This is a genomic window from Vibrio sp. 1978, assembly GCF_033344345.1.
This window is the reverse complement of record NZ_JAWPOP010000370.1, coordinates 1-759: the sequence shown is the minus strand read 5'-3', so window position 1 is coordinate 759 and position 759 is coordinate 1. Positions and strand designations below refer to the sequence as shown.

The following is a 759-nucleotide window of genomic DNA, read 5'->3' as shown; positions in this document are numbered from 1 at the left end:
ATCATGAACACACTGAGAGATAAACGGAAGTAAAAGACCCAAACCGGGATAACAGCGAACCAAACCCAGTTGAGCTGAAAACCTAAGATTGAAAGTTGAGGAATGGACCAAATAAGCCCAACCACAGAAAGATAAATACCCGGTACGGCAACCTTGTGAATTTTTTGATTGATTGGGTTTTGATGGCTTTCACCGTAGGCTTCTAACCAGTCAGATAGTGCTCGCATACCACTTCCCTTTTTACGCAACTTCTTTTTATATAGTCCGAGCTCAAAAAAGGTGCGAGTTTTTCAGCGAGCAATTGATGGTTTTCGTTATTGCCTAAACGCTTTCCTGAAATACTATTTGGCTTCAGTGTCCAAGCAATGTACGTTGCGCTTTGGGCAGTTTCGCTACAACCAAATCGTAGGAGCGCTCGCACAAGTCTTGAATGAGACCATCTTCGGCATCACCATTGAAATACACTGTGACCCAATGGCGTTTGTTAAGGTGGTAGCCCGGTGTGATGTCGGTAAACTGGGACGTTAGCACTTCTCCATCTTCCGGTTTCACTTTAACACTGACGTATTCTCGACCACCACGCTCCGCGATTATCGCGAACATTTTGCCTTTTACTTTGAACACAAGCGCGTCAGGGCCAAAGGGGAAGTCACTTTCGGCGCACATAAATGTCTCTAAATACGATTCCAATTCTTTGATATTCATGCTCATTCCTTAGCTTTTTTGCGACGAGATTCGCTATTCAAATTGAGGCAGTAG

At 44.1% G+C, this 759-nt stretch carries 2 protein-coding genes; both read right to left on the bottom strand.

Annotated elements, in window-relative coordinates:
- Positions 1–227: Mpo1-like protein (locus tag R8N49_RS26685; protein ID WP_318190393.1), on the bottom strand; the 227-nt coding region annotated here is incomplete at its 3' end.
- A 124-nt stretch (positions 228–351) separates the two neighbouring features.
- Complete coding sequence (locus tag R8N49_RS26680; protein ID WP_025534820.1) at positions 352–705, bottom strand: MmcQ/YjbR family DNA-binding protein; 354 nt, start codon at positions 703–705, stop codon at positions 352–354.
- Between the last annotated feature and the right edge of the window lie 54 nt (positions 706–759).

Bases quoted from the DNA above. Each gene is read 5' to 3' on its own strand.
- R8N49_RS26680 (WP_025534820.1), bottom strand. From the start codon at position 705: ATGAATATCAAAGAATTGGAATCGTATTTAGAGACATTTATGTGCGCC.